Annotated in this window: 26 protein-coding genes, 2 pseudogenes and 1 riboswitch; of the genes and pseudogenes, 8 read left to right on the forward strand and 20 right to left on the reverse strand. The window is 56.0% G+C overall.

All coding sequences use genetic code 11. The annotated features are described in order from the left end of the window. Positions 1-163: 163 nt before the first annotated feature. Genes HA45_RS13585 through HA45_RS13615 form a run of 7 tightly spaced genes read right to left on the reverse strand, consistent with a single transcriptional unit; the run spans position 164 to position 5,398 of the window. Complete coding sequence (locus tag HA45_RS13585) at positions 164-1,099, reverse strand: ABC transporter substrate-binding protein (RefSeq protein ID WP_100703135.1); 936 nt, start codon at positions 1,097-1,099, stop codon at positions 164-166. Continuing rightward, complete coding sequence (locus HA45_RS13590) at positions 1,096-1,842, reverse strand: ABC transporter permease (protein ID WP_128598957.1); 747 nt, start codon at positions 1,840-1,842, stop codon at positions 1,096-1,098. Before HA45_RS13590 ends, HA45_RS13585 begins: the two co-directional genes overlap by 4 nt. Beyond that, positions 1,826-2,539 (reverse strand): ABC transporter ATP-binding protein, encoded by a 714-nt coding sequence (locus HA45_RS13595; RefSeq protein WP_100703133.1) that lies wholly within the window; start codon positions 2,537-2,539, stop codon positions 1,826-1,828. Before HA45_RS13595 ends, HA45_RS13590 begins: the two co-directional genes overlap by 17 nt. After that, a complete protein-coding gene (locus HA45_RS13600; RefSeq protein WP_100703132.1) occupies positions 2,536-3,501 on the reverse strand; it encodes a HesA/MoeB/ThiF family protein in 966 nt (321 codons plus the stop codon). The genes HA45_RS13595 and HA45_RS13600 overlap by 4 nt, the downstream gene beginning before the upstream one ends. A gap of 9 nt (positions 3,502-3,510) precedes the next feature. Further along, positions 3,511-4,269, reverse strand: coding sequence for a thiazole synthase (locus HA45_RS13605; protein WP_100703131.1), 759 nt, complete (start codon positions 4,267-4,269; stop codon positions 3,511-3,513). A gap of 3 nt (positions 4,270-4,272) precedes the next feature. Then, a complete protein-coding gene (thiS, locus tag HA45_RS13610; RefSeq protein ID WP_100703130.1) occupies positions 4,273-4,470 on the reverse strand; it encodes a sulfur carrier protein ThiS in 198 nt (65 codons plus the stop codon). Continuing rightward, entirely contained in the window at positions 4,454-5,398 is a 945-nt protein-coding gene (locus tag HA45_RS13615; protein ID WP_100703129.1) for an FAD-dependent oxidoreductase, read from the reverse strand. Before HA45_RS13615 ends, thiS begins: the two co-directional genes overlap by 17 nt. Positions 5,399-5,513: 115 nt before the next feature. Continuing rightward, positions 5,514-5,633: riboswitch (TPP riboswitch) on the reverse strand. 177 nt (positions 5,634-5,810) lie between these two features. Here HA45_RS13615 and HA45_RS13620 point away from each other — a divergent pair. The 7 genes and pseudogenes from HA45_RS13620 (at position 5,811) to HA45_RS13650 (ending at position 12,542) form a co-directional block, all read left to right on the forward strand. Then, positions 5,811-6,248, forward strand: a complete 438-nt coding sequence (locus HA45_RS13620) for a 6,7-dimethyl-8-ribityllumazine synthase (protein ID WP_100703239.1) — start codon at positions 5,811-5,813, stop codon at positions 6,246-6,248. 277 nt (positions 6,249-6,525) lie between these two features. Beyond that, the gene (locus HA45_RS13625; RefSeq protein WP_420849070.1) at positions 6,526-7,395 is read left to right on the forward strand and encodes a metal ABC transporter substrate-binding protein; all 870 of its coding nucleotides are present in this window, start codon (positions 6,526-6,528) and stop codon (positions 7,393-7,395) included. Then, a pseudogene (locus tag HA45_RS13630) lies at positions 7,392-8,045 on the forward strand (manganese/iron ABC transporter ATP-binding protein); the annotation flags it as partial. The gene HA45_RS13625 and the pseudogene HA45_RS13630, both read left to right, overlap by 4 nt. Before the next feature lie 114 nt (positions 8,046-8,159). Then, positions 8,160-9,023: an iron/manganese ABC transporter permease subunit SitC gene (sitC, locus tag HA45_RS13635; protein WP_100703126.1), complete on the forward strand. Its 864-nt coding sequence runs from the start codon at positions 8,160-8,162 to the stop codon at positions 9,021-9,023. Further along, the gene (locus tag HA45_RS13640; protein ID WP_100703125.1) at positions 9,016-9,861 is read left to right on the forward strand and encodes a metal ABC transporter permease; all 846 of its coding nucleotides are present in this window, start codon (positions 9,016-9,018) and stop codon (positions 9,859-9,861) included. Before sitC ends, HA45_RS13640 begins: the two co-directional genes overlap by 8 nt. Positions 9,862-10,123: 262 nt before the next feature. Then, entirely contained in the window at positions 10,124-11,497 is a 1,374-nt protein-coding gene (locus HA45_RS13645) for a Fic family protein (protein ID WP_205960966.1), read from the forward strand. Positions 11,498-11,594: 97 nt separating this feature from the next. Then, the gene (locus HA45_RS13650) at positions 11,595-12,542 is read left to right on the forward strand and encodes a LysR family transcriptional regulator (protein WP_100703124.1); all 948 of its coding nucleotides are present in this window, start codon (positions 11,595-11,597) and stop codon (positions 12,540-12,542) included. On the opposite strand, the gene mdcH is transcribed toward HA45_RS13650, so the two are convergent. The 12 genes and pseudogenes from mdcH to HA45_RS13710 form a co-directional block, all read right to left on the reverse strand. Next, positions 12,524-13,423, reverse strand: a complete 900-nt coding sequence (gene mdcH / locus HA45_RS13655; protein WP_100703123.1) for a malonate decarboxylase subunit epsilon — start codon at positions 13,421-13,423, stop codon at positions 12,524-12,526. The two genes, HA45_RS13650 and mdcH, sit on opposite strands and share 19 nt — an antisense overlap. Continuing rightward, entirely contained in the window at positions 13,420-14,028 is a 609-nt protein-coding gene (locus tag HA45_RS13660) for a malonate decarboxylase holo-ACP synthase (RefSeq protein WP_100703122.1), read from the reverse strand. Before HA45_RS13660 ends, mdcH begins: the two co-directional genes overlap by 4 nt. A 2-nt stretch (positions 14,029-14,030) precedes the next feature. Next, positions 14,031-14,990 carry an AEC family transporter gene (locus tag HA45_RS13665; protein WP_100703121.1) on the reverse strand — a complete coding sequence of 320 codons (960 nt, stop codon included), beginning with the start codon at positions 14,988-14,990 and terminating at the stop codon, positions 14,031-14,033. A 140-nt stretch (positions 14,991-15,130) separates the two neighbouring features. Then, positions 15,131-15,931, reverse strand: coding sequence for a biotin-independent malonate decarboxylase subunit gamma (mdcE, locus tag HA45_RS13670; protein ID WP_100703120.1), 801 nt, complete (start codon positions 15,929-15,931; stop codon positions 15,131-15,133). Then, positions 15,928-16,764, reverse strand: coding sequence for a biotin-independent malonate decarboxylase subunit beta (locus HA45_RS13675; protein ID WP_100703119.1), 837 nt, complete (start codon positions 16,762-16,764; stop codon positions 15,928-15,930). Before HA45_RS13675 ends, mdcE begins: the two co-directional genes overlap by 4 nt. Continuing rightward, positions 16,757-17,056: a malonate decarboxylase acyl carrier protein gene (gene mdcC, locus HA45_RS13680; RefSeq protein ID WP_100703118.1), complete on the reverse strand. Its 300-nt coding sequence runs from the start codon at positions 17,054-17,056 to the stop codon at positions 16,757-16,759. Before mdcC ends, HA45_RS13675 begins: the two co-directional genes overlap by 8 nt. A gap of 13 nt (positions 17,057-17,069) precedes the next feature. Continuing rightward, on the reverse strand, positions 17,070-17,921 hold the full coding sequence (locus HA45_RS13685; protein ID WP_100703117.1) for a triphosphoribosyl-dephospho-CoA synthase: 852 nt from the start codon (positions 17,919-17,921) through the stop codon (positions 17,070-17,072). Next, the gene (gene mdcA, locus HA45_RS13690) at positions 17,921-19,576 is read right to left on the reverse strand and encodes a malonate decarboxylase subunit alpha (RefSeq protein ID WP_100703116.1); all 1,656 of its coding nucleotides are present in this window, start codon (positions 19,574-19,576) and stop codon (positions 17,921-17,923) included. The genes HA45_RS13685 and mdcA overlap by 1 nt, the downstream gene beginning before the upstream one ends. Positions 19,577-19,849: 273 nt before the next feature. Continuing rightward, a pseudogene (locus HA45_RS13695) lies at positions 19,850-21,162 on the reverse strand (MFS transporter). Further along, positions 21,155-21,790 (reverse strand): DUF4286 family protein, encoded by a 636-nt coding sequence (locus HA45_RS13700; protein ID WP_205960965.1) that lies wholly within the window; start codon positions 21,788-21,790, stop codon positions 21,155-21,157. The pseudogene HA45_RS13695 and the gene HA45_RS13700 overlap by 8 nt, the downstream one beginning before the upstream one ends. Then, positions 21,790-23,133 carry an amidase gene (locus tag HA45_RS13705; RefSeq protein ID WP_100703114.1) on the reverse strand — a complete coding sequence of 448 codons (1,344 nt, stop codon included), beginning with the start codon at positions 23,131-23,133 and terminating at the stop codon, positions 21,790-21,792. The genes HA45_RS13700 and HA45_RS13705 overlap by 1 nt, the downstream gene beginning before the upstream one ends. Positions 23,134-23,144: 11 nt before the next feature. Continuing rightward, positions 23,145-23,825, reverse strand: a complete 681-nt coding sequence (locus tag HA45_RS13710; protein WP_100703113.1) for a DUF2848 domain-containing protein — start codon at positions 23,823-23,825, stop codon at positions 23,145-23,147. 114 nt (positions 23,826-23,939) lie between these two features. Between HA45_RS13710 and HA45_RS13715 the strand changes: the two genes are divergently transcribed. Beyond that, positions 23,940-24,614 (forward strand): GntR family transcriptional regulator, encoded by a 675-nt coding sequence (locus tag HA45_RS13715; protein ID WP_100703112.1) that lies wholly within the window; start codon positions 23,940-23,942, stop codon positions 24,612-24,614. A 226-nt stretch (positions 24,615-24,840) separates the two neighbouring features. Here the strand turns inward: HA45_RS13715 and HA45_RS13720 are convergent, their stop codons facing one another. Further along, positions 24,841-25,401, reverse strand: coding sequence for a hypothetical protein (locus tag HA45_RS13720; RefSeq protein WP_128598958.1), 561 nt, complete (start codon positions 25,399-25,401; stop codon positions 24,841-24,843). Positions 25,402-25,595 lie beyond the last annotated feature (194 nt).

Here is a 25,595-nt window from a genome sequence, read left to right on the forward strand (position 1 = left end):
TGGTGGTTGGTGAAATTTGATGCTGAAGTGCGGATGAAGATTGAGTAGTCATGCCGAATGGGCTAGTGGTTGTGTTCTGCGTTCTGCGTCTGCGTTCTGCAGGTTAGCGCATAAAGGATGAAAGTGTGTTGCGGGCCAGCTCGTTAACCAGCCCGCATACAGATTACTGCTCCAGCGAGTAGCGCGTCATCGGCGCCACATCCTTGATCAGCCCGTTGGCTTTCATGTATTCACCAAACGCCTGATAGCGTGCTTTATCAAAGGTTGCGCTGTGCCCATCAAACAGCGGCAGCGTCGCTTGCCATGCCTGATGATTAAGTTTGGTGTTCAGCTCGGGATATTGCTTGATAAACGCTTTCCAGGCTTCTTCCGGATGCGCACGTAACCACACTACGCCAGCATCCAGACCACGTAGAAATGCTGGAATACGTTTGTCCTGTGCGGCCGACTTATTGTTCGCCAGAATGATCAGCTCATCATAAGCCGGTACGCCATAGTCTTCGGGTTTAAACACCACTGGTTTCGCGCCCCTATCCTGCAAATCGATCAGTTCGTAGTTGCGGAAAATAGTCATCGCGCCATCAATTTTATGCGTCAGCAGCGCTGAAGTGGAATCCATATTCAGGCTGATCAATTTCACCGAATTGATATCCACGCCCTGCGATTTCAGCATATTGCGGATTGCCACATCTTCCGATCCCGGCACCGCGTAACCCAGCGTTTTACCCGCTAAATCCTTGAGCGAATGGATATCGCTGGACACGGTGGTCAGCGTATTCAGTGGCTGACCAATCAGCGTGCCAACGCGGATCACCGGAACGTCCTTCTCCACCAGCGTGTAAAGCTGCGGCTGATAGCTGATCGCCAGATCGGCCTTGCCCGCCGCCAGCAGCAGCGGCACCGACGCCGAATCGGCCGGGGCGATCATCTCGACATCCAGCCCTTCCTTCTTGAAAGCGCCGCTGTACTGCGCGGCAAAAACGGCCGCATGATTGGGGTTCACAAACCAGTCGAGCAGCAGGCGAACCTTCTGTTCGGCGTGTACGCTGGTGGTTGCCAGCAGCAGCAAAGCGGTAATCGCGGTACGTAGGGTGTTCAAGGGACGTCCTTATGTTGAGTGCCAGAGGAATTTTTACGCAGCAACGCGACGCCGCCGGAGAGCAGCAGCGCCAGCATCAATAACAGCAATAAAGCAGCAAAGCTGGTGGCAGTTTCCAGCCGGGCGTTGGATTGCATCATCAGATAGCCCAGCCCTTCGCTGGCGCCCACCCATTCGCCAATCACCACCCCGATTGGAGCCAGCACCACCGCCATCTGCAAGCCGGAAAAGAATTGCGGCAGCGCTGCGGGCCAGCGCACGTGCCAGAAGACCCGCGCGCGCGAAGGGTTCAGCGTGCCCGCCAGTTCCAGCCAGCCGGAAGGCGTGCGGCACAGGCCATCGAACAGCGACAGGCACAGCGGGAAAAAGACAATCAACGCTGCGACCACCACTTTGGAAGCGATGCCAAAACCCAGCCACAGCACCAGCAGCGGCGCTAGCGCAAACACTGGAATCGCCTGGCTGGCGGTCACCAGCGGAAACAGCACGCGGCGCAGAGTCTGGCTGCCCGCCATCAGTACCGCCAGCAGCACGCCCGTCCCGACGCCCAACAGCAGTGCCAGCACAATCTCTGCCAGCGTATACAATGCGTGATGCGCCAGCAGCTGGCGATGCAGCCACAGCGCTTCCAGCACCGCCAGCGGCGAAGGCAATAAAAAGTCCGGCACGCCGTGGTGCCGCGCCAGCAGCCAACCGCACAGCAGCACCGCGATCAGATAGATCGCGCTAAACAGTTTTTTCATCTTGATTCAGTCGTGAGAAGAGTTCGCCCTGCGCCTGTAGCAGGCCAGGATCGTCAAGGGATCGAGGGACGTCACCGGCAGGTGCTGGCCAGGTTTCAACCGATAACGGCTGACCGTGCAACAACACGATGTCATCGGCCATACGGCAGGCTTCCAGCGGATCGTGGGTGACCAGCAACACCGTTTTGCCCTTGAGAAGCGTGGCGGTCAGGGTTTGCAGGCTGAGTTTGGTCATCACATCCAGCGTGGCAAACGGCTCATCCATCAGCACCACTTCGCGTTGGGCATACAGCGTGCGTGCTAGTGCCACACGCTGACGCATCCCGCCCGAAAGCTTATCCGGCGAGGCGTGCGCAACTTCACTCAGCTTTACCTGCTCCAGTAGCGACATTGCGCGCGCGCGGTCCGGTTTTTCACCGTTGAGCCGCGCCGCAAGCATCACGTTTTCCAGCACCGTCAGCCAGGGATACAACAGATCCTGTTGCCCCATCCACGCCACCTTGCCCGGCAAACCGCTGATATCGCCCTGTTGCGGCCGCAGCAAACCCGCCACCAGCCGCAGCAAGGTGCTTTTCCCGATACCGCTGCGCCCTAGCAGCACGGTGGTTTTACCGCCGCGCAGTTGCAGATTGAGTTGCTGGCACAGCGCCTGTTCGCCCCAGCGAAAAGTGATGTCATTGAAACAGATCGGATTCATGGTCTTCGTGCCGCCAACATCGCCAGGCGAGTGAATCCTCGCTCTGCCAATTCCGATGCCGCCTGCGCTGCGCGAATACCACTGGCGCACACCAGCACGATGCGTCGATCCTGCGGCGGCTGCCAATCCGCTATCGCCTGCGGCAGAATGCGCATCACGTTGTTTGCCACGCTGACGGGCGCTTCTTCCTCACCGCGTAATTCGATAATGCAATCGTCGGCTGTCAGCAGTGGCTCATCGATAAAGGGCACAGCGTGCTCAGGCTCTTCTGCGCCGTCAAAGCGGAACGCGCGAAAATGCCAGTTGATGAAGTCGCAGTTGATTACGCTGCCCAGCGGCGAAGGTTGCAGTTGCAGCAACGCGCTCAACGCCATCTGTGCCTGCATCGCACCCAACGTGGCCACCGCCGGTCCCATTACGCCCGCAGTGTTGCAGTTGGCCGCTGAAGTGGGTAAGCGTGGAAATACCGCCCGATAGCTCGGCACGCTGCCGCAGAAGCCACCGACGTAGCCCTGCCGGCCTAATACCGAGGCACTGATCAAGGGAATCTGCGTTGCCAAACACGCGTCAGAGAGTTGATAGGTCACCGCGAAGTTATCGGCGGCATCGATTACCAGATCGATATCCGCGAGCAGGTGCGGCAAATCGCTCGCACCTATAGCGCGTGGCACCACCTCTATCTGCACCTCGGGATTGCGTTGCAACAGAGCCTGTTGCGCACGCGCTGCTTTGCCGTGACCGATATCCTGCATCGTAAACAACGTCTGGCGATGCAGATTATGTAGGGCCACTTGATCGTCGTCACACAGGCGGATAAAACCGACACCTGCGCCAACCAGCTGCGGCAACAATGTGGCACCCAATCCGCCCGCCCCCACCACCAATACGCGCGCATCGGCCAGTTTTTGCTGACCTGCTGTGCCGATTTCCGGCAGCATCATCTGCCGTTGATAGCGATCCATGATGGCTCCTTAACTCAGACTCGCCAGACCGAAAATCGGCGTGGACGCTGCCGCCATATCACGCTTCTCCATCAATCCGGCACTGCGCGCGGCCTGCCCCGCTTCAATCGCCAGACGGAAACCGTTCGCCATGCCAACCGGATCGCCGGCTTTCGCTACGGCGGTATTGAGCAGGATGCCATCGAAGCCCATCTCCATCGCCTGCGCGGCCTGTGATGGCGCACCAATGCCAGCATCAATAATCAGCGGGATGTCGCTAAACCACGCCCGCATCGCGCGCAACCCTTCGATGTTGCGCAGCCCCTGCCCGGAACCGATCGGCGCGCCCCACGGCATTAACAGTTCACAACCGGCTTCCAGCAGCTTTTCACCGACGATCAAATCTTCGGTGGTGTACGGGAAGACCTGAAAACCGTCCGCACACAGAATGCGAGCCGCTTCAACCAGCGCAAAAGGATCGGGCTGGAGCGTATCGGCATGACCGATCACTTCCAGTTTGATCCACGAGGTGTTGAATAATTCGCGCGCCATCTGCGCGGTGGTCACTGCTTCTTTCACTGTGTGACAGCCTGCGGTATTCGGCAGCACGCGAATATCCAGACCGGTCAGCAATTCGCGAAAAGCTGCACCCGCCGCGCCTTCACGACGCAAACTGACGGTGATGATGTCCGTACCGGAAGCGGCAATCGCCTGTTGCAGAATCGCCGGTGATGGATAGCCGGCGGTGCCGAGCAGAAAACGTGACTGAGGAGCGAAATCGTAAAACATGTGTCAACCTCCCTGCATCGGCGATAAGACTTCCAGCTGACAGCCCTCTTCGAGCGGCTGGCTGCTGTACTGACTTTTGGGCACAAAGTGGCCGTTGAAAGCGCTGGCGACGCAGGCAGCATCAATTTTCTGCTCGATCAGCAATTCACTGAGCGTGCTGGCCTCGGTGCGGATCGCCCGGCCGTTAAGCTGAATGTTCATAAGATTGTTCCCCGAAAAGGCGCTGCATCAGCTGTTCTGCCATCATCGGTGCCAGCAGAAAACCGTGGCGATACATGCCGTTAAGATAGTAAGTGTCGTTTTGATAATGGATTTCCGGCAGGTTGGCCGGATAGGCAGGACGCAAGCCGCTGCCGCTTTCCACTACGCGGGCTTCGGCAAGAGCAGGATGAATAGCGTATGCCGCGCTGAGCAGCTCCATCATGGCGCGCGCGCTGATCGCGCTGGCATCGTCGCTTTCCACCATGGTGGCACCCAGCATGAAATGGCCGTTACGGCGCGGCACCAGATAGCACGGGAAGCGCGGATGCAGCAGGCGAATTGGACGTGAGAACTGCACTTCGTCGCTGTGCAGAATCACCATTTCACCGCGTACCGCACGCAGGCGCGGAAGGTCGGCTTTGGCGTGCATGCCACGACAATCAATCACCCGGCCCGAAGGTTGTTGTGCATCAAAACGCACGCCGCGCTGCAACAGCTTTTCACGCATTTCGGTGAGCGCCAGCCGCGGATCGAGATGCGCTTCTTCGGCAAAAAACAGCCCACGGGCAAAACGTCCGGCCAGCAACGGTTCAATGTCGCCGGGATCGACCCATTGGTGCTGTTCGGTCATGCGCGCAAAACGGTTGAGTTCCTGGCTATCGCGCGGGGGGGCGACCACCAGCGTTCCCTGATGTGCCACGCTGCTGACGCGCTGATGCCACCAGCCAGCCGCGTGTTGCCCGAGTGAGATCACTTCCTGCGGTGCACTTTCAGATTCACACCAGGGCGCGAGCATGCCGCCCGCAAACCAGGAGGCAGGCTGGCGGGAATCGTCGCCGATCACCGTGACCTCTTCGCCGCGTTCAGCCAGCAGCGTGGCCACGCACAGACCTGCCACGCCGCAGCCTAAGACCGTCCAGCGGCTCACAGCAGGTTATCCGGGATATAAAGGGAATTCACATCGGCCTCTCAGTGTTGACTGAGACCCGCAGATACAGGAGGAGGGAAAGGGCGCGAGCGATCCTCTGCGCCAGACAACACCAGAACGATGCTGTCAGTCTTCCTACGCCAGTATCAACTGGGTCAGGTTCAAAGGGTCGCTAAGCCGCGCAATGCGCTTTTAGCCTCTCAGTCTCTTTGGCGAGACTCCCCCGACGCGTCTATTTGTATTGCAGGCGCGGGTCGCCGTCAAGCACGGATTGCCGCAGACAACCATCACGCCATCGCATGGCATTTATCGCTACGTGCACGTTCTGGATCGCAAACGTAACATATGGTATACAAAGGCATTATTGCTACTTTTCATGCGCAAAGAAATTACAGGTGATGTTGGACTCATTATGAAAAATATTAGAATTGCCTTTATTAAAGCCGGTTGGCACAAAGAGATTGTGCACAATGCTTTGGTGGGTTTTGAGCAAGAATTAAAATCGCAGAACGTTGAAGCGGAATTAAAAGTGCTGGAAGTACCGGGCGCATTTGAAATGCCGCTGCTGGCAAAACGCCTGGCGGAAACCGGCAAATACGACGCGATCGTTGCGGCTGCGCTGGTAGTGGATGGCGGTATCTATCGTCACGATTTCGTTGCTGCAGCCGTGGTTGATGGCCTGATGAACGTTCAGCTGACCACCAATGTACCGGTTTACTCCGTGTCATTGACGCCGCATAATTTCCAGCCGGTTGACGTGCTGGAAAACTTCTATACCGAACACTTTATCAAGAAAGGCAAAGAAGCCGCGCGTGCTGCGCTGGCCATTCATAATTTGTCGATTGATTAATTCTTTCTCAGGAACACTTCATTATTCGTGATGAGGTGTTCTTGCTTTCACTAATATCCCCTCGCCCTTAAGAACAATATGTTCTGCCTTATTTCGAAATATTGTATAAGCCACTTTCATTACTTTCCCCTGCTACTTCAACTTACGTAAATTTTTGTCGTAAACAGCAAAAGGTGTACAAAAACACTTCACATTCATAGCATTCACTATAATGTATAGCACAGGCTATACTTCTCAGGGGATGACTATGTTTACCAGGCACGTTGTATCAGTTGTGATGCTCACGCTGGCGATGAGCGCTTCAGCGCTTGCGGCTGACAAACTCAAAGTGGTCACCACTTTCACGGTGATCGCAGACATGGCGAAGAACGTCGCGGGGGATGCCGCAGAAGTGACCTCAATCACCAAGCCCGGCGCAGAGATCCACGAATACCAACCTACGCCCGGCGATATTCGTCGTGCACAGGGCGCCGATTTGATCCTGGTAAACGGTTTTAATCTGGAGCAGTGGTTTAGCCGCTTCTACCAGCGCCTGAAAGGGGTGCCGGAAGTCACGGTGACCGAAGGCGTTGAGCCATTGGGCATCACTGAAGGTCCTTACAACGGTAAACCCAATCCGCATGCGTGGATGTCACCGGATAATGCATTGATTTACGTCGATAACATCCGTAAAGCACTGCAACAATACGATCCTGCCAATGCCGCCGTTTATCAGGCCAACGCGGATCGTTACAAAGCGCAAATCCAGCAAACCCTGGCGCCAATGCGCGCCGAGATTGAAAAATTGCCGGAAAACCAGCGTTGGCTGGTGACCAGCGAAGGCGCATTTTCCTATCTGGCTCGTGATTTGGGTCTGAAAGAACTTTACCTGTGGCCGATCAATGCCGATCAGCAGGGCACACCACAGCAGGTGCGCAAGGTAATTGACGCGGTCAGAGCCCACAACATTCCCACCATCTTTAGCGAAAGCACCATCTCCGCCAAACCGGCTCAACAGGTGGCGCGTGAAGCGGGCATTCACTATGGCGGCGTGCTTTACGTTGACTCACTCAGCAACAGCAATGGCGCGGTGCCAACCTATCTCGATCTGATGCGCGTCACCACCGAAACCGTGGTAAAAGGCATCACCGCCGGGAGCCAAAAATGACCCTAAACGTGCAGGATGTTAGCGTCACCTACCGCAACGGTCACACTGCGCTGCGTCAGGCATCTTTCTCTGTGCCAGCGGGCAGCATCGCCGCGCTGGTGGGTGTCAACGGCTCCGGAAAATCCACACTGTTTAAGGCCATTATGGGCTTTGTACCGCTCTCGACGGGTCAGGTCACGCTGGCAGAGATGCCCGCGAAGCGTGCGCTGAAACACAATATCGTCTCCTATGTGCCCCAATCCGAAGAGGTGGACTGGAGCTTCCCGGTGCTGGTGGAAGATGTGGTAATGATGGGCCGCTACGGCTACATGAATATGCTGCGCATCCCGCGTGCGGAGGACAAACGCAGCGTGGATGACGCGCTGGCTCGCGTCGTGATGAGTGAATACCGCCATCGTCAAATTGGCGAACTCTCCGGCGGGCAGAAAAAACGCGTTTTCCTCGCACGTGCACTGGCGCAGAGTGGGCAAATTATCCTGCTGGATGAGCCCTTTACCGGCGTCGATGTCAAAACCGAGGCGGCGATCATCACCCTGTTGCAGGAGCTGCGCGATGAGGGCCGTACCATGCTGGTCTCCACCCACGATCTCAACACTATTCCTGATTACTGCGACCGCTGCGTGCTGGTGAAAAACACCGTGCTAGCCAGCGGCGTGCTGCGCGATACCTTTACTGCCGCCAACCTGGCACGCACCTTCGATGGGGAAGTGCAGCAGCGCAATGCCGCGCTGTTGCAGAAGATAGCCGCGCAACCGGGGGGGATCATGTCGTGGATTATTGAGCCGTTTGGCTATCAATACATGCTGAATGCGATGTGGATCGCCGCGCTGGTCGGGGCGATTTGCGCGTTTCTTTCCTGCTTTCTGATGCTGAAAGGCTGGTCGCTGATTGGTGATGCGCTATCCCACTCGATAGTGCCGGGTGTGGCTGGCGCGTACATGCTGGGTTTGCCCTTCTCGCTCGGTGCTTTTCTCTCCGGCGGACTGGCGGCGGGCAGCATGCTGTTCCTTAACCAGCGCACGCGCCTGAAAGAGGACGCGATCATCGGACTGATCTTCTCCTCCTTCTTTGGCATCGGGCTCTTTTTGGTGTCACTCAATCCGACGTCGGTCAATATTCAAACCATCGTGCTCGGCAACATTCTCGCAGTGGCACCCGCGGATATCTGGCAGCTCGGCACCATCGGTGTGGTGACGCTGACGCTGCTGCTGCTGAAGTGGAAAGATCTGATGGTGACGTTCTTTGATGAAAGCCACGCGCGCTCGCTAGGACTGAATACCACCGGCTTAAAGATCCTGTTCTTTACCCTACTCGCCGCCTCCACCGTCGCCGCGTTGCAAACCGTCGGTGCCTTTATGGTGATTTGTCTGGTGGTGACGCCGGGTGCCACCGCTTATCTGCTTACCGACCGCTTCCCGCGTTTGTTGATGATTGCCGTGGCTATCGGCAGCATTACTAGCTTCCTTGGCGCGTGGAGCAGCTATTTCCTTGATGGTGCCACCGGCGGCGTGATCGTGGTGGCACAAACTCTGGTGTTCCTGCTGGCGTTTGTGTTTGCGCCTAAACATGGCGTGTTGGCCGCGCGGCGACGAGCCCGTCTGGCACAGGAGACCAACCTCAATGAGTGAAATACTGCTGAGCCCTTTCGATTTCGAATTTATGAATATGGCGCTGATCATCACGCTGATTTTGTCACTGCCGTGCGCCATGCTATCCGCATTTCTGGTGTTAAAAGGCTGGTCACTGCTCGGCGATGCCATGAGTCACGCGGTATTTCCCGGTGTGGTGCTGGCGTGGTGGATCGGCTTTCCCTTTGCAATTGGCGCTTTTATCGCGGGCATGCTGTGCGCACTCGCCACCGGTTTTATCAGCCAGAACAGCCGCATCAAGCCCGATACGGTGATGGGTATTGTGTTTTCGGGGATGTTCGGTGCCGGCCTGGTGCTCTATCTCAAGCTGAAACCGGAAGTCCATCTCGATCATATTTTGTTCGGCGATATGCTCGGCATCGGCTGGGCGGATATCGCGCAAACCGCAGTCATTGCGCTGTTGGTAGTTCTGGTACTGAGCGTGAAATGGCGCGATCTATTACTGCATGCCTTTGATCCACAACAGGCGCGCGCCTGCGGCATCAACGCAAATCTGATGCATTACGGGCTGCTGTGTTTGATTGCGCTGACCATCGTTGCCGCGCTCAAGTCGGTCGGCGTGATTTTGTCGATCGCTATGCTGATCGCGCCGGGTGCGATTGCGCTGTTGCTGGCGCGGCGGTTCTTGCAGGTGATGCTGCTGGCAGTGCTGATCGCTACCTTAACCGGATTGTGCGGCGTGTATGCCTCGTTCTTCCTTGATAGCGCGCCGGGACCGACCATTGTGGTGCTCTATAGCTTGTTATTTGTGGTGACGTTTGTGGGTGTGAGCTGGCGCGAGAGAGCGAATCGTCACGGCTTTGCAGCTATCAAATAAAGTGATTCCGGGCCGCAAATTTTAAGATTGGGCCATAAATATAATTAATTGGGCCGATAATGAGTGAAATGAGCTGAAAATAATTTATAATGGGCCGCAAATGTGCAGCATGGGCCATAAAATCAATAATGTGGGCCATTAACGTTCAATATGGGCCACAAATCAGCACCCCTGCTCCTAAAGCGCTCGGTGAGTGCCCGGCACGGGCCAGGTAGGTTAATGAATAAGTGGATTTTTAAGCTAATCTCAGAGGCGTACGATTTTGATCCGGCTAACTTCCTCCGATGATCTTTCAGACCTACAACACAGAATTCTCTCCACTATCGCACGTGCCGAGTCTTCGCTCAGTTCCGGTGATCTCGCGAGGCGGCTCGGTGTGGGTCGTTCAACCATCAAACGTCATGTCGAGGTTTTGCTTGGTCAAAACAAAATTATCAGGCATGGCACAGGAAGAGGGACTCGGTATACCGCGCAGGCGCCCTTAAACAAACTGCTTCAATCCGGTTCATCAGTGGCGGAGAAGACACCTGAATATCATTCCTCTCCCCTCACTTCAGCTCAGTCACTGCTTCAATATCTAAACCTACCTCTGTCAGTAAGGGAGATTACCGGTTATGACCGCAGCTTCGTGGACAGTTATATTCCGAACGAAACGTTCCTCCTGCCTGAGACGTTAGCACTGACCTTGATGAATGAAGGAAAAATGGCAGGGCAACAACCCGCGGGTACCTACGCACGAAAAGTTTTGGAGCAATTGCTCATTGATTTGTCATGGTCATCCTCTCAACTTGAAGGAAACCGATATTCATTGTTGGCCACCGAAGAACTGTTCAAAAGTGGCGCGGCCTCAAATGATTTGGATGCCGTCATGCTGCTTAACCATAAACAGGCAATTGAGTTTTTGGTCGATGCGGTCCCCGAGTCCGGATTAACGGGGCCGGTAATCAGTAACTTGCATGCTTTATTGATGCACGATTTACTGTCAAATCCTGACGAGTTAGGGGCTATCAGGCGCAAAATCGTGAATATTTCGGGAACCACCTACACTCCACTACAGGCACCGTTCCTGTTGCAAGAAATGTTCGACATCATTATCAAAAAAGCACGGCTGATTAATAATCCTGTGGAGTCAGCCTTTTTCCTGTGGGTCAATATCGCTTATCTGCAACCCTTTGAAGACGGTAACAAAAGAACCAGCAGGCTGGCTGCAAATATTCCGCTTATGATCTACAACAGCGCTCCACTCTCCTTTCTTGATGCTGATGTAACAAGCTATGCCTACGCAATGATGGGAATATATGAAAAACGTGACGTGACTTTAGCCGTTGAATTGTTCGAACATTTATATCGTCGTTCAATCAAACGCTATGCCGTCACACTGGAAGCCATGGGCGTTCCGGACCCATTTAGACTTCGTCACCGGGAAGATTTAAACACCACTATTCGCTTAATCGTTGCCGATGGTCAGAATATTAATTCTGCCATGCAGATGATTGATCTTGATCCTGATGACAGAGAGCGATTTATGCAGCTTTTGCAGAATGAACTGCGCATATTGAGTACGTCAAATTGTGCCCGGTATCGCCTATCAATATCGTTAACGGAGCAGTGGATTCGTCAAGGTCGGCCAAGTTAGTTGTGAGGCCGACTTGCAGTGTTCACGCCCGTTTTTGGCTAACCCGCATCACGGCTTAACGCTATAGTGGCCCCCTGATTCACAACATGAAACCGGCATGAAACTGACTCTCGATAATGATCTCACCATCCGCAAGCTGCTGATTTTCAGTTGCTACATGGAAACGGAAAACCTCGCCAGAGCCGCAGAAACGCTGGGGATCAGCACGGTGAGCGTGCATCGTGCGCTGCACACGCTGGAAGAGAGTTTGCGCTGCCCGCTGTTTGAGCACAAAGGCCGCAATCTGGTGGCACTGCCCGCCGCCTCAACGCTGCTGGAATACAGCCGGGAAGCGCTGGCCACGTTGAGTCAGGGCATTGATGAAACGCGACGCAGCGCTGGTATCGGCCTGGGGCATCTGCGCGTTGGCACCTTGTATTCGCTGTCGCTGGAAACCGTGCCGCGCCTGATCATGAAAATGAAGCTGCGGCGGCCCGAGTTAGAACTCAACCTCACCATGGGTTCCAATGAATTGCTACTGCGCGCGCTGAAAGATAATCAGCTCGACGCCATTATCATTTCCGTCAGCGAAGCCGAGATCGATGACAAAGTTTTTGAGCAGGTCGCGCTGTTTCAGGATGACATCTTCCTCGCCGTGCCACAGGGTGACGGCGGCGGCAGCGAGGAGGATATTGATCTGCGCACCTACAGCGACAAACCTTTTGTCTCACTAGCCGAAGGTTTTGCCACCTTTGCCGGTTTTCAGGAAGCCTGTCACGTCGCCGGTTTTGAACCCAATATCGTTACGCGCGTGAATGACATCTTCTCGATGCTGAGCCTGGTGCAAGCGGGAATGGGTTATTCGCTGGTGCCGGGCAGGATGCGTAAACAGTATGAAAACGACCTGCGCTTTCTCCGCTTAGCCGAGCCGTATCAAATGCGGCAGCAGATCGCTATCGTATTTCCGCGCAACCGCGAACACGACCCAAACCTGCTGGCACTGGTGGCTGAAGGGCGTATGTTTGCCCTCAGTTTGCAGGAAAAAATTCAGCGCGCCAGCCGCTGAAACAGACGCAGCGCCAGTTCAGTGCCGCTGCGCTCAAAGGCGATACACTCGCCCTGACACTGCACACCGCGCGTTAAACCCGTCAGCACTTCGCCGGGTGGCATCTCAATCACCAGACGCACATCGCGTTCTTTTGCCGCCACCATCGCTTCATGCCAGCGCACGCTGCGTGCCATGTTCATCGCCAGATCCTCAGCAATACGCTCCGGCTGCCAGAGAACGCGGGCGCTGCTGCCGCTTAAATAGGCTCTTTGCGGACGTTGCAGGGTGACCTTGTCGATAGCGGCTTTAAGCTGCTGCGCAGGGCTATCCAGCAGCGCACAGTGGGACGGCACGCTGATTGCCAACCGCTGCGCACGCTGTGCCCCGCGCGCCAGTGCCTGCTGCGCCACCGCCGCCATCGCGCTATCGCTACCCGCTATCACAATCTGTGTTTCGGCATTGATGTTGGCGATAAAGCTGGTTTGCCCATCCACCAGTGCTTCGACTTGTGCCAGCGTCATGCCACTGATCGCTGTCAAACCATAACCCTGCGGATACGCCTGCTCCATCAGTTCACCGCGCAGTGCCACCAGATGCAGGGCATCAATAAAATCCAGTGCCCCAGCGATCACCGCCGCAGGATACGCACCGATCGAGAGACCGCACACCATATCCGGCTCAACCCCGCTGGCAATCAGCCGGCGCGCCGCCGATACGCCCGCAATCAGCAGCGCCAGCTGCACCGCGCGTGTATGTTGCAGTGCTGCGGCCGAATCGAGTTGCAACAGTTCATCACCCAGCACCTGATGCGCCACTTGCCAGGTCTCATCGCGCGGTAGCAACTGCAGCATGCCAGGCCGTTGCGTGCCCTGCCCCGGAAAAGTGAACAGCGTTTTCATCTCATTTCCTCTGTCCAGGGAAGATGCGTCAGGCGTGGGCCGCGTGCGGTTTTCAGCAACACGCGCCCCTCGCGCAGCCATTCATTAAGCGCAAATGCCCCCACCGGCGTTTCCACCTGGGTATCCGCACGGCAGGGCAAACATGCAAGTTGTTGCTGCCAGGCCGCGACTTCCTCCGTCTGCAGCGGCAACGGTGCACGAATTAACAGATCAAGATCGCTCGTGGCATGTAGCACCGGCAACCCGGTCGCCAGCGCGAATCCCGTGCTGCCGGTCACGCCCCACGGCCATGACCAGCGCTGCTGATGCAGTTGCATCAATGCCACAACCGTAGGGAATGCGCGAAACGGTGAATCGCTTGCACGCGCCATCAATGCTTCAGGTGTATCAATGCGCATCACATCCTCTCGCCGCACCCATCCCGCCGCCCGTTGATGGCGCGCACTGCCGCGCACGCCAATCGGGATACGATCCTGCTGCATCACATCACGCCGCACCACCACCGGCTGCTGAGCGTTCCACTGCTGCGCCACCCAGCTTTCCTTAATATCGAGCAACGGGGTATCAGCTTGCAGCCAGAGCAGATCGTGCGGGCGGATGTTCATGATTACATTCCTGAAGTTAAGCTAATAAACAGCGGCAACGACACAATCGACAGCAGCGAACTGAGCAACAGCACCGCTTCGGCATCCGGTGACTGCACGCCAAAACGGTTACCAAACACCACACCAAAGAAACCGGCTGACAGCGCAATCATCAGAATCGCGGTGACCGCCACGGTGCCGTGCAGGCCAAACAGCATCACAATGCCCCACGCCAGTAACGGTTGGATCAGCAGTTTGGTTACTGTCGAGCTGATTACCATGCTGTTGATTTTCAGCTGACGCGCCGAGAGGATCACCCCGGTCAGGAACAGTGCGGCGGCGGTGGCAGCCAGACCGAGCGGTTTAATCGCGGCCAGCACCAAATCCGGCATTTTGATGCCAATGGCTGACAGCACCACGCCCAACAGCGGTCCCAGAACAATCGGTTTTTTCACCGAGCGCCACATCAGCACCGGCAGCATCGCCAGCGTTGAACGCTGTGTCTCACCCGCCGCGCGTGCTTTTTCACGCTCCAGAATCAGCAGACAGAATGGCGTCATCAGTACTGAACCGCAGGCAATCGAGACCGCGACAGAGAGCGAAGTCGCCGAACCTTCCCCCACCACGCTGCCCAGGATGGGTAAACCCAGCGCGGCATAGTTTGGCAAGGCGACGGTCAGCGTTAATACGGCCGCATCCTGTGGCGATTTATGGAAGATTTTGGTGGCAACGAAATAGAGCACCGCATACGCCACCCACATCGCTAGCGTCAGCACCACAATCAGCGGCATCTGCGCCACAATCCCGCTCCACGGCGTTTGCACCGTGGCGCTGAACAACGCGGCGGGCAGTGCAAAATCCATCACAAAAATATTGAGTAAAGAGACATTCTTGTTATCAACCATTTTGGCTTTGCCGGCCCAGAATCCGAGCAACATGATAATGAAGATCGGAGCCAGAGCATGCAGAATCACGTAAGTCATAAATCACCTGTTTGTTATTAAAAGAGTGAGTACTGACGCGATGGTGTTGAATTTATCAGTTGCCGCAGAGGCCGGACGCCGCGAGCGTCCGGCATACTGACAGCCGGCAGGTTGATTTAATGCTTTTTATTATTAGGGTGTTACCAGCTGGCGCGCAGACGTTCGCGCACCAGTGACGAGCTTTGACGATTCGGTGCCGCCAGGCGTGAACCTCGGCCAGGCACACGGCGCGTATCGTCAATCGCCTCTGTCAGCGTGGCTTTAACGCGCGTCACCTCTTCTTCGGTTGGCGCATCCGGATGGGTGATATCCAGCAGCGATGAGAGTAAGCCCAGCGTCGCGTAGTTCCCGATGTCATAGGCCATCGGCGGCACGCTGGCGGCGAGTTTCTCCAGCGCTTCCACGGTACGCAAGGTGATACGTGCAGCCGAGTCTTTGCCCATGGCGTGCACCTGCACTGCCGGATCGTTAAACGCGATCAGTCGATTGGCCTGATAGCCGTGCGCCAGGAATGCGCCGGACATCGCCTTACCCACGATCAGCCCAATCACCGGATGCCCGGCCAGACGCGCTTGTGCATAAGCACCCGCAGCTCCCGCTAACGCCTGATGAATACCAAAGCCCTCTTCACGACGGCCATAAGCCTGACTCGGCACATCAATCACCGCGATGATGGGTCGTTTCACCACATTGGCTGCATCTTCAGCAATGGTTTCCTGCACTACTTTTGCCAGCGTCCAGCCTTCCAGCAATCCCACTTCACCCTGTGCGGCGCGCGGATAGCGGTTATTGGCATCCGGAACGACGGCAATAAAACGGGCGCTTTCGCCATTGAGTTCGGCATCTGCCACCTGCACCGACGGGCAGAGCCCAGTGCGGCGTGCGCCACCGGCGGTTAGCTGGTTGAGCCACAGCTCACCCCGACTGTTATGTACACTCATGATTTCACCTCCGGGTTGAAGACCTGATGAATGGTGGCCGTGCTGGCCTGCTGCGCGGTATCGAAGCGGCTTAGGCGATCAAGATAGAAGGCATAGTTCTCACTGCGATGCAGTGCCGGCACCCCTTGCGCCAGCGCTGCATCAACCGCCGTTTTCACCGCCTGCACGCCGTCTTGCACTAACGCATCCACCAGCCCACTTTGGTAGCGAATCTCGCCGCCGGTCATGCTCCAGATAAATGGACGGTTGCGCGAGTCATACTCATCGATGCCCGCCTCCTGCTCGATAACCTGCGGGCCGTTCAATCCGAGGCGCGCTTCACGCGTCACGATCAGATGGCTGCACAGCGCAGCGGCAATCGACATCCCCCCGAAGCAGCCTACGGTTCCGGCGACGATGCCGATCACCGGCGTGTACCGACGCAGATCGACAATCGCGGCGTGGATATCGGCAATTGCCGCCAGCCCCAAATTGGCTTCCTGTAAACGCACACCGCCAGTTTCCAGACACAGAATCGCCTGCGTCGGAATTCCGTTGCGGTTGTCTTCCGCCGCCAGTTCCAGCGCACCGGCCATCTTCGCACCGGAGACTTCGCCCATGCTGCCGCCCTGGAAGGTGCCTTCAATGGCGATCACCACCGTTGGTTGGCCGTTGTGGGTGCCTTTCATTACCACCATGCCGTCATCGGCTTGCGGCACAATGCCCTGTTTCTCCAGCCACGGTGACATCACGCCTTCGAAAGGATCGAGCAGTTCGCGTGCGCTACCGCTGTCCAGCAATGCCAGCGCACGCTGACGGGCGCGTAATTCGATAAAGCTGCTGTCATCACGCATGGTTCACCTCCTCAAACACCTGTTCGATACGGATACGCGCGACACCCGGCGTGGCACCGAAGTCATGGATTACCAGTTGGCCCGCCGGTAGCTCGGTCAGTTCCGCCAGGCGGCTGAACAACGCATCCCAACGCGCTTTGCTGTTATCCACAGAGGTGGTGATCGTCACGCTGAGCAAGGCGCTGTTATCCGCGCGATAAATGACTTCCATATCTCCTGAGCCCACCACGCCAGCCAGCGCTTGTCCGCTGAGCGTGCGACGTGCTGGGTACGACAACGTTATCTTTTCCATAGCAACCTCTTAATCAATGAGTGGCGATGCTGACGCGATCGATAAACAGCGTGGCGGCGAGTAAATCAGCCGCGCCGCCTGGTGACGCATTCAGCGCCAGCATCGCGCTATCCAGTTGTTGTAAAGCCTGACGACCCGCAGCCTGTGAAGTACCACCTGCTAGCAGCACCGCCTGCGCGCCACGTTGTAAAGTCAACAAACCTTCCATGCCCGCACGGTTCAGCACGCAGGTATCACTCAGCGAGGTCAAAATCGCCATCAGCGCATCAAGCCGCGCCTCGGTTTCATCCGCCCCTGCTTCGCGGCTGCGATGTAACTGCGGCAGCGCCCGTTGGGTGATATGCGGAAAACCCTGCTGCGCTTCTTCACGAGCGCCAGGCACCTGAAAACGGTGCACGGCACGCAGCCCTTTACTGAAGGTTTTGGGTGCGTGGCGATCCGGTAAACAAGCCAATTCCGCGGCGCGAGTGCAGAGTTGAGCGCTGTTCGCCTCACCGCCCTGCATCGCCGCCGCGCTGACCAACAAACCTAATGCCCAGATCGCGCCACGATGGGTATTCACCCCGTCTGTGGCAGCCATCATTTGCTGCTCCCCTTCGCGACCGAGGCGGCCAACGGTCTCGCGCAGCGCGATATCCGCCGGACGCTGCCAGCACTGCTGCGCCAGCGCATAAAAGGTCGGCGTCAGGCTGCGCGCCGATCGCTCCATCAGCGCCAGCGAGAGATCCTGATGCGCGCCGCTGCCGCGACGATCCACCAGACCCGGCTTGGGCGTCAGGTTCACTTCTTCGATCAGACAATCAGTGGCGTGCTGAGCCAGCTGATGCAGGCGGCTTTCAACCGCTTGCGGCGCGAGTCGTTTCATTACCAGCTCCGGAATTTTGCCGGTGGGTTGTAGAGGCCATCAGACCACTCGACCAGATCGGCGACGCTACCTGCCGCCAGCAGCGAACGTGTGGCATCAGAGCGGCGAATACCGAGGTCTTCCGGGAACACCACTTTGCCGCTGCGACGCAGTTCTGCCACGCGTTTGGCATCCACGCCCAATCCGATATCGGTGATACCGGCCACCGCCGCCACCATCGCCCGGCGCTCTTCAAGATCCTGCGCGCGATAGAGATAGGCGATACCCTCTTCCGTCAGCACATGCGTCACGTCATCGCCGTAAATCATCACCGGTGCCAGCGGCATCCCGGCGTTTTTCGCCACTTCAATGGCATCGAGTTTCTCTACAAAGGTCGGTTTCACGCCTGCCTGGAAAGTTTCCACCATCTGCACCACCAGCTTGCGGCCACGTTCCATGGCGTCTTCGCCATTTTTCATCGCCAGCCAGGCGGCAGTGGCATGGCGACGACCGTGCGGATCGTGGCCCATATTCGGTGCGCCACCAAAGCCGGAAAGACGACCACGCGTGACTGTTGAGGAGTTCGCCAGACCATCGATTTGCAGCGTTGAGCCGATAAACATATCGACGGCATATTGCCCTGCCAGCTGACACATGGCGCGGTTAGAGCGCATCGAACCATCGGCACCGGTGAAGAAAATATCCGGACGTGCGCGGATGTACTCTTCCATCCCCAACTCACCGCCGAAGCAATGCACGCTTTCGACCCAACCGCTTTCAATCGCCGGGATAAGCGTGGGATGCGGGTTCAGCGTCCAGTGTTTACAGATTTTGCCTTTCAGGCCGAGCTGCTCACCGTAAGTTGGCAGCAGCAATTCGATGGCGGCGGTATTAAAGCCGATGCCATGATTGAGCGATTGCACCTGGTGTTCGGCGTAGATGCCTTTGATCGCCATCATCGCCATCAGGATGTGTTCCTGCTTGATCAGGCGTGGATCGCGGGTAAACAGCGGCTCAATAAAGAACGGTTTGTCGGCGACCACCACGTAATCGATCCACGAACCGGGAATATCGACGCGCGGCAGATCACACTCGTCATCCACCAGTTCGTTAACCTGGGCAATCACAATCCCGTCGTGAAAAGCCGCCGCTTCCACCAGCGCAGGCGTATCTTCGGTGCTCGCGCCGGTGTAGAGGTTGCCTTTGCGGTCTGCTTTAAATCCGGCAATCAGCGCGACATTCGGCGCGAGGTCAACGTACAAACGGGAATAGAGTTCGATGTAGGTATGAATCGCGCCGATTTCCAGCTGATCGTCTTCCAGTAGCTGCGAAATGCGCAGACTTTGCGTGCCGGAGAAGGAGAAATCGAGTTTGCGGGCGATGCCTTTTTCGAAGATGTCGAGATGTTCACTGCGACCCACGCTCGGCATGATCATATGCAGATGGTGCACTTTTTGCGGGTTGACCTCGGCCAGCATGCGCGAGAGGAAATCAGCCTGCTTCTGGTTGTTACCTTCCAGTACGACCCGGTCGCCAGGCGAGATTAATTTTTCCAGCATCTCGACCATTTGATCGGTGGGTAACACTTTGCCCTGCACCGGTAATGACGCCTGCCGCCGTTGTTTTTCCATGCGGCGCGTATTCCACACTCGCGCCGTTTGTTGTCCTGATGACATGACTAACCTCCTGAATGAGCGAATCTCTTGATTACGTCAACGCAGGAAAGTGTGTTCTTAAGCGGTTCGGCCATCAATCAACCTGAGGGTGGGATCGTTAGCCTGAGAGTAATGATTGAGATGACAGAAATTTGCGGTCGGTCAACGATTGATGGGGGAAAGTATGTGCCGCAGCCTTGAGCGGCGTCTTTTAATGGCAGAGGGTTGTTGTGCTTTGTGGCACGTCGGGGCGGCCCAAAGGCCGCCCCCCGTTTTTCTACCGGAGACTGAGCGTTACAGCGGTTTATGCGCCGTCTCTTTTGCCTTCCACAAGGCAAACAGCGTGATCAGTAGCGCCAGCGTGACATACAGCGACACCCAAAGCGTGCTGCCCATTTCTTTAAACAGCGTGGTAATGATCAACGGTGCAAACCCGCCACCGACAATACCTGCCAGCGTGTAAGCCAGTGAGGCCCCGGCATAGCGAACGTGGCTTGGGAACTGCTCCGTCACGAAGGCGGCTTGTGGGCCATACATCATCGCGTGGATCAGTAACCCGCCAATCACTGCCAGCACAATCAGTACCGGCTGAGTGCTGTCTAACAACACGAAGAACACGAATGACCAGATGATAGCCAACAGGGCGCCGGTGATGTAAACCGGACGGCGTCCCCACTTATCCGACAGCGCGCCAAACATCGGGACGGTGATCGCATTTCCTATGGCGCCGAGCATGGTGGCCATTAATGCCAGCGGACGCGGCAGTTGCAATACGGTGGTGACGTAGGTCAGGGTAAATACCACCACCAGAGCGTACAGGACATCGGAACCAATGCGCGATCCGCCCGCAATCAGCAGCTGTTTAGGATAGTTGACGAACACTTCTTTCAGTGGCGTGTGCGTAGTTTTTCCGCAGCCTGCATTGCGACAAAGGTCGGCGTCTCTTCCACGCCACGGCGTAACCACAATCCAAACATCACCAACAACAGGCTCAGCAGGAACGGAATGCGCCAGCCCCACGCCTGGAACTGATCGGCACTCATCATTACCGTGACCAGTGTGATAAAACCGGTGCCAATCAAGGTTCCGCAGGAAGGTCCGACCTGCGCAAACGATGCATTACGCCCGCGTTTGTCGGCATCGCCGTGCTCCATCGACAGCAAAACAGCGCCAGCCCATTCACCGCCCAGCGCAATACCCTGCACAAAACGCAGCGCGACTAACAGCACCGGACTCCATATGCCCCATGTTGCATAGCCGGGCAGCAAGCCCATTAAGGCGGTGGTGACGCCCATGATTACCAGGGTGATGATCAACACGGCTTTGCGCCCTGCAACATCCCCCAGATGACCAAACACGAAACCGCCCAACGGACGTGAAATGTAGCCTACCGCATAGGTTGAAAACGCCAGAATGGTGCCGACCAGCGGATCAAAACTGGGGAAAAACACATGGTTAAACACCAGTGCTGCCATGATGTTGTAAACGGTGAAGTCATACCATTCCAGCGCGGTGCCAATCGAGCTGGCCGCGGCAAGACGACCGGTTTTCGAAGCGGTAGGCTTATCGCGTACCGTCTGCTGCAATGAAGAATCTGTATTAGCCATGTGCCAACTCCTGTTTGGTTAACTGCCAGCTAAAGGCATAGCGTTGAACATCGCCGGTCATCAATTCCGCTGCGTCTGCGGCCAGTTGGTCACAGCTTGATGCGTCACTGCAGTGAATCAGTAGCATCGGCAGCATCTGACGCTGTTCTTTGCTCTCCATCGGCAACGGAGAACTGAGCACCACATCCGGGGTCAGTAAACTGGAGGCGATATAGCCCGGCGTGTGGCTCATTTTCTGCTGCCAGCCGGTCAACACACCGGCATCCAGCGCTTTCAGCGTCACCACCGCCAGATGGGCGCCGGTGCCTTTGCCGTGCTTGTGGGTGACCGCGCTGACGCGGCGCATCGGATTCACCATCTTTTGCAGGTTCTTCACTGACCATTCGGTCTGGCGCGTAAAGGCCGCGTGATAATCCGTGCTGGTGAAGGCTTCCAATGCCTCGGTTTCGTACAGGCCGAGATATTTGCGCTCGGCATTGATTGCCTGATAGCGCGTTCCGCTCAGGAAGCCAGCGATCGCGACGCGCTCCTCTACATGTTCATGGTCATACCATTGGTTGAAGTCCGCTTCGTCTTCAGCGCCAATGTTGGTGGCGACAAACAGCATGCCGTGGGGTTGAGTCATCATCAGGATCTCCAGTCGAGGGCAGTTTCCACGGCGAGCGACCAGCTGATTAAGCGGGCGTCATCACCATGAACAGAAGCAAGGCTTAGGCCAACCGGTGCACAACCGGTTTGATGGCAGGGTAAAGAGAGTGCGCAGCCGTCCAGCATATTGATCACGCTGGTGTTACGAAGCATCAGCGCGTTGACCTCCATGTACTGCTGCGCATCTTCTAAAGAAGCGATGGTCGGCGCGATACGCGGCACGGTGGGCATTAGCAACGCATCAAAATCAGCCAGCGCGCTATTGATGCGCTGCTGCCACGCTTTGCGCTGTTGATGCAGTTCAATGGCATCGTGCTCGGTCAACAAACTGCCGCGTTGCACACGCACTAATACTTGAGGATCGTAGGCATCGGGTTGCGCCAGTGCGCTTTGTTGATGCCACTGCCATGCCTCGTATGCGGTAATGCCGCCACGTGCATTCATGCTGTTCAGCTCATCCAACTCTTCTAGCGGCAATGCAACCAGGGTGGCACCCGCCTGTTCCAGTGCCTCGATGGCATTTTTCCAGGCCTGCGCAACGTCTTCGTCGAGTCCATCCAGCACGCGGGTTTGCGGGATGGCGAAACGAGCATGGCTCAACTCAACCGGCTGGAGTTCAAGTGGCTGTTCCGCGATGACGCTGTCCAGCAACCAGCAGCTGCGCACGTCATGGGCAATCACACCGATGCTGTCGAGTGAGGCCGAGAGCGGTAACGTACCCGCCTGATTGACACGATTCGCGGTGGGTTTAAAGCCGGTCAAACCGCACAGCGCGGCGGGAATGCGCACCGACCCACCGGTGTCAGTACCAATGGCACCAAGACACATGCCATCTGCCATGGCAACCGCCGCACCTGAGGATGAACCGCCTGGAATGCGTTTTTCTGCGCGCTGCCACGGATTGGCCGGTGTGCCGTAATGCGGATTGATGCCCAACCCGGAGAAGGCGAACTCGGTCATGTTGGTTTTACCCACAATCGCCGCCCCGGCTTGATGTAAGCGATCGACCACGCTGGCATTCGCTGCTGCCGGGGTTGCATCCAGCAACAAACGAGAGCCTGCCGTGGTGGGCTCGCCTTGCACATCAAACAGATCTTTGATGCTGACGGGCAGCCCATCGATGGCACTTAAAGGCTGCTGGTTTTTCCAGCGTTCATCTGCCGCGATGGCCTGCTGCGTGGCCTGTGCGGCATACCATGTAGTGAATACCCGTTCCCCTTCCTTTGCCGAATCCTGCATCGCGTGCAATGCCGATGCAGTGAAGGTCTCAGGAGACGCGTTTCCTGCCTGAAGCTGCTGACTTGCTTGCCAGAGTGTGGTCATTAGCATGCTCCTTAAGCGACCACTGGCAGCGCGCCAGTGCAGTAAGCGTGTTCCAGCGTGCGGTTCAATCGCGGATCGTGCAGCGCCATGCGAAATTCACTGGAAGGGCGGATGCCGCCAATCGCGCCCAGCGTGCCGCAGGACATCGCCAGGCCTTCTTGCGCGGTGCTGCCGTTCAAATAGCGCGCCAGCAGATCTTGTGGTGTCAGTAATGAGGCCAGCGTGCCCTGCTGATACACCACCCATTCGCCCTGCTCTTTAATCCACGAGGTCAGCTCAAGCACATCCCAATGTTCAACCACTTCACTCATGCGCCAGGCTTTGCTGGCAACCGGCTTGATACAGGCCTGTTTGGAGAGGGCGACGCTGAAGGTTTCCAGATAGCGGTCGGTGTGATCCGAAGTCAGCGAAACCCACCATTCGCCGCGATGGAAGAACACGAAGGGTTCAGCTTCCCCGGAGGTTTCATTGCCCACCACTTCCAGCTGCGGCTGCTGACTCAGTTGGTTGGTTGCGACGCGGTAAAACAGCGGCACTGCACCGGGAGCGGGCACGCCCAACGCTTCCAGCTCCCTGATATGGTGCAACACCGCATCCGCATCGCGTCCGGCCCAACCCGCGATAATGAAATGGGAAACCTCGACATCGAGCGTGGTAGCGGCTTTATCGCCTGTTGTGAACTGAAGGTGCATGTGATGATCTCCATTTGAAAAATCACTGTGAAATTTCACTGTGATTTCAAACTAGCGATTTTCATGCCAGATTTTTGTGTAATATGTCTCATAGGCAAAAAAAGGAACGTCGTGATGAGTGAGTCAGTTACTGAAAATGTGAACCCAGCCAGCAGGGAAAAGAGTCTTTCTTTGAATGAACAGGCTTATCTGGCGTTCAGGCACAAGCTCATCACGCTTCGCTACAAGCCGGGTGAATATTTAAATACCGCGCAGGTGATGGATGATTTGGCCATGGGCCGCACGCCGATCAATCAAGCGATTCATCGGCTGGCCACTGAAGGGTTGTTGCAGATTATTCCGCGTAAAGGCGTGATGGTGGCGCCCTTGTCGATTGATGATGCGCTGGAGTTAATTGAGGTGCGACTGGTTAACGAAACCCTTTGCGTCGAGTTGGCCAGCCAGAAAGTGGTCGATTCACACCTTCACCAGCTACGCGAACTGAATCAGCAAATCGCTCAGGCGAGCAAGTCACGCAGTCGCGAAGAAATGATGCTGCTGGATCGTGAGTTTCACCAGGCGTTGGCCGATATCGCCGGAAACAGTCGGCTTTCAGATATTCTTAGCGTGATCCATGCTCAGGCACAGCGCTTCTGGGCGACAACGCTGTCTAACGTTGTCCATATGGATGAGGTGATTGCGGAACATAATGAGATTATCGCTGCGCTCGAATCAGGTGATACGCGCCGTGCGGCCGATGCGGCCCGCGCCCATATTTTTTCGTTTAAACGCGCCCTGCTCTCGACCTAATGCCTCCCGCAGTTTTCCACCCTGCCGCTTATATTTAGCGAGTAACCCAGCAACCGGACTGCGGCGGCTGGGCGATTAAATGTTAACTTTTGATTCTAACGGCGACTTGAAATTTTTCTGCTGTAAAAACGCTTTTTCTTTTTACCATGAACAATGGCGTAAATTGAAAATGCCAACACGATGCATAATATAAAAACCAAAACCAATTGTGACATGACCAGCCTTATTATTGTTTACAGACAATGCCTTTCGCAATATAGATCAGCGCTCGCTCAGAGAATGAACTCCTGATATGCAAACGCCTTTTGCAATATGAAAAGTTGTTTTTTATCGTTGAGTAACTTCTGTTCATCAGTGCTGCAATATCTGCAATCTCAACGCCCAGCGATTTCATGTAGATGATCTGCATGCTTTGCAGTGACAATCGCACCGCTCTGTTTTCATGCAAAATGACGGCACTCATGATGTAGCACAACAGCGCATTGGTTGACGATCTCAAAGAAACAAAATGAATACGGGAATAAATCTCGTAATTGTCCTTGTCCTGGGTGAGGACGAAAATAAATGCGCGCTCGCCATATCTTTTTCGTAATACAAATACATCATTGATTCTTGCTTCTAAAGACATGGAGCAAGTATTGACAATGATGATAGTACTGCCGATTGGTTGCTGTGGAAATCGCTCGTGCATCATGGCGGAAATACCGGCTACGGTATATTGGCAATCTGAATACAGCACGAGCGAAGTCGATCCCAGATTAAGTACCCTGGCGTTAGTCAGTGGCATGCGAATACCCACGCAATGTTGCAATTAATTAGGTTTTTTCTGATTTACATTGGACTTAAGTCACAAAAAATCATACACCTTTCATATCATGCCGCGCAGGGTTATTTCATTTTGCTTGCACGTTATGAGCGAAAACCTTACACAACACCCATGAGTTAAACCGACTTAAGGTGACTTATTCAAATAAGTGAGGT

Source organism: Pantoea rodasii (assembly GCF_002095465.1).
Taxonomy (GTDB): domain Bacteria; phylum Pseudomonadota; class Gammaproteobacteria; order Enterobacterales; family Enterobacteriaceae; genus Pantoea; species Pantoea rodasii.

What these genes read in the sequence shown, in the direction of transcription:
- HA45_RS13675 (WP_100703119.1), bottom strand. Translation starts at nt 16,764, where the DNA reads ATGCGTGATGACAGCAGCTTTATCGAATTACGCGCCCGTCAGCGTGCG.
- HA45_RS13640 (WP_100703125.1), top strand. Translation starts at nt 9,016, where the DNA reads ATGAGTGAAATACTGCTGAGCCCTTTCGATTTCGAATTTATGAATATG.
- HA45_RS13715 (WP_100703112.1), top strand. Translation starts at nt 23,940, where the DNA reads ATGAGTGAGTCAGTTACTGAAAATGTGAACCCAGCCAGCAGGGAAAAG.
- HA45_RS13685 (WP_100703117.1), bottom strand. Translation starts at nt 17,921, where the DNA reads ATGAAACGACTCGCGCCGCAAGCGGTTGAAAGCCGCCTGCATCAGCTG.
- HA45_RS13665 (WP_100703121.1), bottom strand. Translation starts at nt 14,990, where the DNA reads ATGACTTACGTGATTCTGCATGCTCTGGCTCCGATCTTCATTATCATG.
- HA45_RS13710 (WP_100703113.1), bottom strand. Translation starts at nt 23,825, where the DNA reads ATGCACCTTCAGTTCACAACAGGCGATAAAGCCGCTACCACGCTCGAT.
- sitC (WP_100703126.1), top strand. Translation starts at nt 8,160, where the DNA reads ATGTCGTGGATTATTGAGCCGTTTGGCTATCAATACATGCTGAATGCG.
- HA45_RS13700 (WP_205960965.1), bottom strand. Translation starts at nt 21,790, where the DNA reads ATGATGACTCAACCCCACGGCATGCTGTTTGTCGCCACCAACATTGGC.
- HA45_RS13620 (WP_100703239.1), top strand. Translation starts at nt 5,811, where the DNA reads ATGAAAAATATTAGAATTGCCTTTATTAAAGCCGGTTGGCACAAAGAG.
- mdcA (WP_100703116.1), bottom strand. Translation starts at nt 19,576, where the DNA reads ATGTCATCAGGACAACAAACGGCGCGAGTGTGGAATACGCGCCGCATG.
- HA45_RS13600 (WP_100703132.1), bottom strand. Translation starts at nt 3,501, where the DNA reads ATGGATCGCTATCAACGGCAGATGATGCTGCCGGAAATCGGCACAGCA.
- mdcC (WP_100703118.1), bottom strand. Translation starts at nt 17,056, where the DNA reads ATGGAAAAGATAACGTTGTCGTACCCAGCACGTCGCACGCTCAGCGGA.
- mdcH (WP_100703123.1), bottom strand. Translation starts at nt 13,423, where the DNA reads ATGAAAACGCTGTTCACTTTTCCGGGGCAGGGCACGCAACGGCCTGGC.
- HA45_RS13590 (WP_128598957.1), bottom strand. Translation starts at nt 1,842, where the DNA reads ATGAAAAAACTGTTTAGCGCGATCTATCTGATCGCGGTGCTGCTGTGC.
- HA45_RS13705 (WP_100703114.1), bottom strand. Translation starts at nt 23,133, where the DNA reads ATGACCACACTCTGGCAAGCAAGTCAGCAGCTTCAGGCAGGAAACGCG.
- HA45_RS13660 (WP_100703122.1), bottom strand. Translation starts at nt 14,028, where the DNA reads ATGAACATCCGCCCGCACGATCTGCTCTGGCTGCAAGCTGATACCCCG.
- thiS (WP_100703130.1), bottom strand. Translation starts at nt 4,470, where the DNA reads ATGAACATTCAGCTTAACGGCCGGGCGATCCGCACCGAGGCCAGCACG.
- HA45_RS13625 (WP_420849070.1), top strand. Translation starts at nt 6,526, where the DNA reads ATGCTCACGCTGGCGATGAGCGCTTCAGCGCTTGCGGCTGACAAACTC.
- HA45_RS13595 (WP_100703133.1), bottom strand. Translation starts at nt 2,539, where the DNA reads ATGAATCCGATCTGTTTCAATGACATCACTTTTCGCTGGGGCGAACAG.
- HA45_RS13720 (WP_128598958.1), bottom strand. Translation starts at nt 25,401, where the DNA reads ATGCCACTGACTAACGCCAGGGTACTTAATCTGGGATCGACTTCGCTC.
- HA45_RS13605 (WP_100703131.1), bottom strand. Translation starts at nt 4,269, where the DNA reads ATGTTTTACGATTTCGCTCCTCAGTCACGTTTTCTGCTCGGCACCGCC.
- HA45_RS13650 (WP_100703124.1), top strand. Translation starts at nt 11,595, where the DNA reads ATGAAACTGACTCTCGATAATGATCTCACCATCCGCAAGCTGCTGATT.
- mdcE (WP_100703120.1), bottom strand. Translation starts at nt 15,931, where the DNA reads ATGAGTGTACATAACAGTCGGGGTGAGCTGTGGCTCAACCAGCTAACC.